The organism is Methylibium sp., from assembly GCF_031393925.1.
Classification (GTDB): Bacteria; Pseudomonadota; Gammaproteobacteria; order Burkholderiales; family Burkholderiaceae_C; genus Methylibium.
The window spans coordinates 21,506-28,903 of record NZ_JANMWL010000012.1; the positions used below are offsets into that span (position 1 = coordinate 21,506).

General features: G+C 69.0%; 9 protein-coding genes and 1 pseudogene. 8 read left to right on the forward strand and 2 right to left on the reverse strand.

Going from position 1 to position 7,398, the window contains the following annotated elements:
* Positions 1–37: 37 nt before the first annotated feature.
* Both RMO12_RS00970 and aat read right to left on the reverse strand, forming a co-directional pair.
* Positions 38–784 (reverse strand): arginyltransferase, encoded by a 747-nt coding sequence (locus tag RMO12_RS00970; protein ID WP_309637873.1) that lies wholly within the window; start codon positions 782–784, stop codon positions 38–40.
* Complete coding sequence (aat, locus tag RMO12_RS00975; protein WP_309637874.1) at positions 781–1,548, reverse strand: leucyl/phenylalanyl-tRNA--protein transferase; 768 nt, start codon at positions 1,546–1,548, stop codon at positions 781–783. Before aat ends, RMO12_RS00970 begins: the two co-directional genes overlap by 4 nt.
* A 136-nt stretch (positions 1,549–1,684) precedes the next feature.
* Between aat and soxZ the strand changes: the two genes are divergently transcribed.
* The 8 genes and pseudogenes from soxZ to RMO12_RS01015 form a co-directional block, all read left to right on the forward strand.
* Positions 1,685–2,455 (forward strand): thiosulfate oxidation carrier complex protein SoxZ, encoded by a 771-nt coding sequence (gene soxZ / locus RMO12_RS00980; protein WP_309637875.1) that lies wholly within the window; start codon positions 1,685–1,687, stop codon positions 2,453–2,455.
* A 137-nt stretch (positions 2,456–2,592) separates the two neighbouring features.
* Positions 2,593–3,618, forward strand: coding sequence for a class 1 fructose-bisphosphatase (locus tag RMO12_RS00985; protein ID WP_309637876.1), 1,026 nt, complete (start codon positions 2,593–2,595; stop codon positions 3,616–3,618).
* Between the two features lie 112 nt (positions 3,619–3,730).
* Positions 3,731–4,606 (forward strand): phosphoribulokinase, encoded by an 876-nt coding sequence (locus RMO12_RS00990; RefSeq protein WP_309637877.1) that lies wholly within the window; start codon positions 3,731–3,733, stop codon positions 4,604–4,606.
* Positions 4,590–5,315 (forward strand): HAD-IA family hydrolase, encoded by a 726-nt coding sequence (locus RMO12_RS00995; RefSeq protein ID WP_309637878.1) that lies wholly within the window; start codon positions 4,590–4,592, stop codon positions 5,313–5,315. Before RMO12_RS00990 ends, RMO12_RS00995 begins: the two co-directional genes overlap by 17 nt.
* A 16-nt stretch (positions 5,316–5,331) precedes the next feature.
* Positions 5,332–6,105, forward strand: coding sequence for an HAD-IA family hydrolase (locus RMO12_RS01000; protein ID WP_309624624.1), 774 nt, complete (start codon positions 5,332–5,334; stop codon positions 6,103–6,105).
* A 9-nt stretch (positions 6,106–6,114) separates the two neighbouring features.
* Positions 6,115–6,240: pseudogene (locus RMO12_RS01005) on the forward strand (transposase); the annotation flags it as partial.
* A gap of 277 nt (positions 6,241–6,517) precedes the next feature.
* Positions 6,518–7,177, forward strand: coding sequence for a peroxiredoxin (locus RMO12_RS01010; protein WP_309637879.1), 660 nt, complete (start codon positions 6,518–6,520; stop codon positions 7,175–7,177).
* 25 nt (positions 7,178–7,202) lie between these two features.
* Positions 7,203–7,398: MBL fold metallo-hydrolase (locus tag RMO12_RS01015; RefSeq protein ID WP_309637880.1), on the forward strand; the 196-nt coding region annotated here is incomplete at its 3' end.

A 7,398-nucleotide genomic window follows, 5' to 3' on the forward strand; every position in this document is an offset into this window, starting at 1 on the left:
GCAGCGACCACGTGCCGTCTTGCCGAGAGCAGACCCTTTAGGCGTCGTCCTCGGCGCGCCACTGGCCGTCGAGCAGACGCTCGTTGGGCCGAAACTGTGCCTTGTAGGCCATCTTCGGGCTCGCTTCGATCCAGTAGCCGAGATAGACATGCTCGAGATCGAGCGAGCGGGTCTGCTCGATCTGCCACAGCACGTTGTAGGTGCCGTAGCTGGTGTCGGCCTCGGGCTCGTAGAAGGTGTAGACCGCCGAGAGGCCGTCGCTGAGGATGTCGAGGATCGACACCATCTTCAGCGCCCCCGGCGTGCTGCCGTCGGGTGACGGTTCACGGAACTCCACCAGGCGCGAGTTCACCCTGCTTTGCAGCAGGAACTGCGTGTACTGGTCGATCGAGTCGTGATCCATGCCGCCGCCGGCATGCCGCCCGGCCTGGTAGCGCAGGTAGAGCTGGTAATGCTCGGGCACGAAGCAAAGGCGCAGCACGCGCGACTGCAACGCGTGGTGCGCTTTCCAGGCGCGGCGCTGGCTGCGCGTGGGCGCAAAACCTGCCACCGGCACGCGCAGCGCAATGCAGGCGCGGCAGCCGTCGCAATAGGGTCGGTAGGTGAACATGCCGCTGCGTCGAAAACCACCCGCGACCAAGCCCGAGTAGGCATCGGCATGGATCAGGTGGCTGGGTGTGGCGACCTGCGAGCGGGCCAGCCGGCCGGCCAGGTAGCTGCAGGGGTAGGGTGCCGTCGCATAGAACTGCAGCGACGCGAGCGGGAGTTCTTTGGGGTGGGTCACGGTCGATCCGACGATGCAGGATCCGGGCCTGATCCGAGCAGGTGCGCCCAGTCGCGAACATCATAGGTCCAACGCCCTGGCGCACGCTGGGGCACGGCGTGCGCCAGATGCGCCTCGAACGCGGCTCGCGCCACCTCGCGCGCGCCGAACGAGGCGAGGTGATCGGTGCGCTGCTGGCAGTCGATGAGCGCGATGCCGTGCGCGCGGCAAAACGCCACCAGCGCCGCCAGTGCGATCTTCGACGCGTCGGTGGCATGCGCGAACATCGACTCGCCGAAGAACATGCGCCCGAGGTTCACGCCGTACAGGCCACCGACGAGAGCGCCGTCGATCCAGGTCTCGAACGAATGCACCGCGCCGGAGCGGTGCCAGGCGCTGTAGGCGGCGCGCAATTCGGGCTGGATCCAGGTGCCGTCCTGGCCCGCGCGCGGCGTGTCGGCACACGCGGCAATGACGCGCTCGAACGCGCTGTCGACGCGCACCTCGCAGGACGGCGAGGCGATGAAGCGTTTGAGCGTCTTGCGCAGCGAATGCGAGACGCGAAACGCTGCCACCGGTAGCACCATGCGCGGGTCGGGGCTCCACCACAGCACCGGCTGGCCGTCGGCATACCAGGGAAAAATGCCACGCGAATAGGCCTCTTCCAGCCGCGCCGGCGACAGGTCGGCGCCGGCCGCCAGCAGCCCGGGCGCGTCACTGCCCGGCGGCAGCGCCAGCCGCGTGTCGGGCAGGCGCTGGCGGACGTCGGCAAGCCAGGTAAGCATGGCGCTATTGTCGGCAGCGCGCGCCCTCGAGGGTTGCGTCCGGTCTTGCCTGCAGACCGCTTGCGGCTCCCTTAGCATCGGCTGTCCCATTCACTGATTGCAATACCGGTTGCGAGACCCGTTGCAAGACCCCGAGATGCCGACTCGTCGCGAACTGTTGTGGTGCGCCCTGGCCTTGGCGCCCTGGGCACGGGCCGAAGACGTGGCGAGTTTTCGCCGCGCGGCCTTCGATGCCCGCACGCTGGCGGCGGCGCTCGAGCCGCTCGGGCTGCGTGCGCCAACGCCCAGCCCCGAGGTGAGCTTGCAGGCGCCCGACCTGCACGAGAACGGCGCGGCAGTGCCCATCACGCTGGGTTGCAGCGCGCCGGGCGTGCAGCGGCTGCTGCTCGGCATCGAGCGCAATCCGACCTGGCTGTCGGCCCTGTTCGAGCCGAGCGACGCGCTCGAGCCGGAATTCGCGACGCGCGTGAAGATGCAAGAGAGCTCCAGGGTCATCGCGCTGGCCCAGCTCGCGGACGGCCGCCTGCTGATGGCGAGCAAGGAGGTGCGCATCACGCTCGGCGGCTGCGGCGGCACGCCCGACGCAGCGCCCGAGAGCACCGGCCCCACGTTGATGCGCGTGCAGGCGGCGCCCGGCGGCGCGGTCGTGCGTGCGCTCATGAAGCACGAGATGGAAAGCGGCCAGCGCAAGGACGAAGCCGGCCGCGTGCTGCCGCCCTGGCACATCCAGGAAGTGATCGCGCGGCTCAACGGCAAGCCGGTGATGAGCGCGCAGTGGGGCACGTCGATCTCGAAGAACCCGTTCCTGCAGTTCACCCTCAAGGGCGCCAAGCCGGGCGACCGCGTCGCGCTGGCCTGGGCCGACAACCGCGGTGCGCAGCGCAGCGACGAGGTCACCATGGCTTGAGAGCCTGAGAGTTTTTCTCCGTGATAACCCGAAGCAGTCGACGCTGCCATTTCCCCCTGAACCGGAACTCCAAAGCAAGTGAAACTACGTTGCCGGGCACACACTGATCGCCGACTTGGCAGGCAAGGAAAGCGCACATGAATCCCTCCGACCTCGAACACTGGCTTGCCGCCCGCCCGCCCGCACTGGCCGAGGTGATCCGCCAGCTGGCTGCGGCCTGCGCCGAGATCAGCCGCGCCGCGGCGCGCAGCGGGCTCGACCACGCAGCAGGCGATGGCGTTGTGCAGGGGCTGGCGCAGCGCGCCGAGCAATGCGTTGCACTCGCGCTCGGCGATTGCAAACAGGTGGCCGGCTTCGTCACCGATGACCAGCGCGAGCCGGTGATCTCGCCCGAGCATGGCAGCGGCGGCGCCTACCTGGTGCTCGCCAATCCGCTGGAAGGGGAAGGCGCGGGCGCGCTGGCCGGCGACGGGCCGCTCGGCACCTTGTTCTCGGTGTTGCCGCATTTGTTTCGTGGCACGCCCGCCAGCCCCGCCGCCTTCATGCAGCCCGGGCGGCGCCAGGTGGCGGCCGGCTACGCGATCTACGGGCCGCGCACGGTGCTTGTGCTGAGCGCGCGCGAGGGCGTGCAGATGTTCACTCTCGAGCCGGGCAGCGACCGCTGGCTGCTCACGCAAGACGCGCTCGCCGTGCCGGCCACCGGCACGGCGGTGGCCGTGGACCCCGCCAACCAGCGCTTCTGGGAAAAGCCGGTGCAGCGCTACGTGGCCGAATGCGTGGCCGGCCAGAGCGGGCCGCGCGGCCGCGACTTCACCATGCGCTGGTCGGAAAGCCTGGTGGCCGACGTCCACGGCATCTTTGCTCGCGGCGGCGTGTTGCTCGACCCGCGCGACAACCGCGAGCCCTACCGGCCGGGGCGCCTGCGCCTCATGTTCGAGGCCGCGCCGCTGGCGCTGCTGATGGAGCAGGCGGGTGGCGCTGCGGCCAACGGCAGCGCCGCGCTGCTGGACCTGGTGCCCGACGCGCTGCAGCAGCGGGTGTGCGTCATCCTCGGCTCGCGCGAGGAAGTCGAGCGCATCGTCTGCTACCACGCCGACCCGAGCCAGAACGTGTCCTGGCAACTGTTCAAGACGCGCTCGCTGTTCATTCAGCCGCAGGCGTGATGACGATGCGGCAGGGCCCGTCTACCCGCGCGCCGGGCCGAGCGCCGGGCCGCCCCAAGCCGGCCCGCGCCCCCTCGGGGGGCAGGAGCCGCAAGGCGACGTGGGGGTGGTCATGAGCAGGCGCCACCCGGTCATCGTCGTCACCGGCTCGAGCGGCGCGGGCACCAGCACCGTCAAGCGCACCTTCGACAACATTTTTCGCCGCGAAGGCGTCCGCGCCGCGCTGATCGAGGGCGATGCCTTCCACCGCTATTCGCGCCACAAGATGGAGGAGGTCATCGCCGAGGGCGACCGCGACGGCAAGTGCGTGAGCCATTTCGGCCCCGACTGCAATGAGTGGGAGCAGCTCGAGCGGCAGTTTCGCGCCTACGGCGAGACCGGGCGCTGCAAGACGCGGCTCTACCTGCACGGCGAGGACGAGGCGCGCGCGCGCGGCCAGGAGCCGGGCAGCTTTACGCCCTGGGCCGACACGCCGGCCGACACCGACCTGCTGTTCTACGAAGGCTTGCACGGCTGCGTGAAGACCGCGCAGATCGACCCCGGCCGTTATGCCGACCTGAAGCTCGGCGTGGTGCCCATCATCAACCTGGAGTGGACGCAGAAGATCCACCGCGACACCCACGAGCGCGGCTACTCGATGGAGGCAGTGGCCGACACCATCCTGCGTCGCATGCCCGACTACGTTCACTACATCTGCCCGCAATTCGCCGAGACCGACATCAACTTCCAACGCGTGCCGGTGGTCGACACCAGCAACCCCTTCATCGCGCGCGACATTCCCACCGCCGGCGAAAGCATGACGGTGATTCGTTTCAAGAACCCGCGCGGCATCGACTTTCCCTACCTGCTGTCGATGATCGGCGAGTCGTTCATGAGCCGCGCCAACACCATCGTCGTGCCGGGCGGCAAGATGGACCTGGCGATGCAGGTGATCCTCACGCCGATGATCCTGCGCCTGATGGAGATTCGTCGTGCGCAACTGCAGTAGCGCAGTCGCGCTCATCAGCTTCGACCTCGACGGCACGCTGGTTGACACGGCCGGCGAAATCGCCGAAGCCGTCAACCGCGCCCTGGACGACGCGGGGTTGCCGCGCCGCAGCCTCGAAGAGATCACCGGCCTTATCGGCAAAGGCGGGCGCGAGTTGATGCTGCGCCTGCTGGCGAGCGTGCTGCCTGCGCCGCCGTTTAGCAAGCCGCAGCGCCAGGTCGACGCGCTGCTGGCGAGCTTCGAGCGCCACTACGGCGACACCGCCGGCCGTTTCGCGCGACCCTATGCCGGCTGCGCCGAGACGCTCGCGCGGCTGCGCTCGAGCGGCCTGCAACTGGTGTGCGTGACCAACAAGGAACAACGCCACGCCGAGCGCGTGCTCGAAGCCACCGGATTGGCGCGTCACTTCGACCTGCTCGTCGGCGGCGACACGCTGGCGGTGAAGAAGCCCGATGCCGGCGTGCTGCATCACGTGCTGGCGCGCTACGGCGTACCGGCAGAGGCTGCAGCACATGTGGGCGACTCGGCCATCGACGTCGAATGCGCGCGTCGTGCCGGCGTGGCCGCCTGGGCGCTGCCGCACGGCTACAACGCGGGCGTGCCGATCGCAAACGCCCACCCCGACCGCCTGTTCGCCGACCTGCCCGCCGTGGCCGACTTCGTCTGCGGCCCCATGGCTGCGCAGAACCCGCAGCCGGCCGCCGCCTGAACCAAGGAAACGACACATGCTCGCCGCACTGATCTGGGACGTCGACGGCACCCTGGCCGAGACCGAGCGCGACGGCCACCGCGTTGCCTTCAACGAAAGCTTTGAATCATTCGGCTTGCCGTGGCGCTGGGACGTGGCGCGCTATACCGAACTGCTGCGCATCACCGGCGGGCGCGAGCGTTTGCTGCACGACCTGGCGATGCAGCCGGCCGCGCCCACCGACACCGATGAGCGTGCGCGTCTCGCAGCGGCGCTGCATACCGAGAAGAACCGCCGCTACGCACAAATCGCCCGGCGCGGCGCGATCCCTTTGCGCCCCGGCGTGCTGCGCCTCATGCGCGAGGCCACCACCGCGGGCGTGCGCCTTGCCATCGCCAGCACCACCTCGCGCTCCAACCTCGAAGCCCTGTTCGAGTTGCAGTTCGGCGCCGGTTGGCGCGAACACTTTGCCACCGTGGTGTGCGGTGAAGACGCGCCGCTGCGCAAGCCCGACCCGCAGGTCTACCGGCGCTGCCTGGAAGGCCTGGACCTCGACCCCGAAGACACGCTGGCGATCGAGGATTCACCCAACGGCCTGGCCGCGGCCACCGCGGCCGGCGTGCCGGTGCTGGTGACGCGCAGCCTCGCCTTCGCCAGCCACCCCTTCGACGGCGCGCTCGCGGTCTGCGACGACCTAGACCACCCGGCCGCACCGTCACCGCGCCTGTGCGGCACCTCGCCGGCGCGCGTGGACCTGGCGCAGTTGCGCGAGTGGCATGCCGCGTGGTGGCGGCAGCGCGCAGCGGCCTAGCCCGGATGTGTGTGCGACCACAACGTGCTGCGCAACGATCTGGTGATGCAGACGGCCGTGGGCCGCGCCGAGCCGTTGGCCAGCGGGCCCACGCTCAGCCGCCTGGAGACGGGCGCCACTCCCGAGCACGCCGCCGGTGGATAAACCCTGCACCCGAGCTCATCACCCAGACTTGAAAATCAAGTCTCGAGCCGTCCGCGCAACCGAGTCAAGTCCACTGGTGAAATATCCGGGCTAGCGCCCGCAGCGCGCCAGGATCGCTCGAGTGCCGACGCACGGCGGCGAGGGTCCTGACAACTTCTCCTTGAAAAGGCCGGGCACGCCGCAAATAATCATTGTTTGGTTGCTTCGTCGCGTCGGCTTGGCGGTCGCCGGCTGCGGCTTCCTGGCTCGGCCGCTCGAGGAGCTTGGCATGTCTCTGCGCATCAACGACGTCGCGCCCAACTTCACCGCCAAGACGACCCAGGGCACGATCGATTTCCACGAGTGGATCGGCGCCAGCTGGGCGATCCTGTTCTCGCACCCCAAGGACTTCACGCCGGTATGCACCACCGAACTGGGCTACATGGCCAAGATCGAGCCGGAGTTCAGTCGGCGCAACTGCAAGCTCATCGGCCTCTCGGTCGACCCGGTCGAGAACCACGAGCGCTGGGCCCGGGACATCGAGGAAACCCAAGGCCATCTGCCGCGCTACCCGATGATCGGTGACGCCGACCTCGCGGTCGCCAAGCTCTACAACATGCTGCCCGCCGATGAAGGCGGCAGCTCGGAAGGCCGCACCGCGGCCACCAACGCGACGGTGCGCTCGGTGTTCGTCATCGGCCCGGACAAGAAGATCAAGCTGATGCTCACCTACCCGATGACCACCGGCCGCAACTTCGACGAGATCCTGCGCGTGCTCGACTCGATGCAGCTCACTCAGAAGCACAAGGTCGCCACGCCGGTGAACTGGCAACCGGGCGACGATGTGATCATCGCCGGCTCGGTGTCCGACGAGGACGCGAAGACGCTGTTCCCCGAGGGCTGGACGGCGCCCAAGCCCTATCTGCGCATCGTCAAGCAGCCGCAATGAAGTCGCTCGGCGCCGGGGGGCTGCCATGATCTTCGAGCAGGTCGCCACCGGCGGCTGCCAGTCCTACCTGATCGGCTGCGCGGACACCTGCGCCGCCGCGCTGATCGACCCCGAGGCGAGCCAGGTCGACCGCTACCTGGCGCTGGCCGCGCGCGATGGGTTGCGCATCCGCTTCGTGATCGACACGCACACGCATGCCGATCACTTCTCGGCGGCGCGCC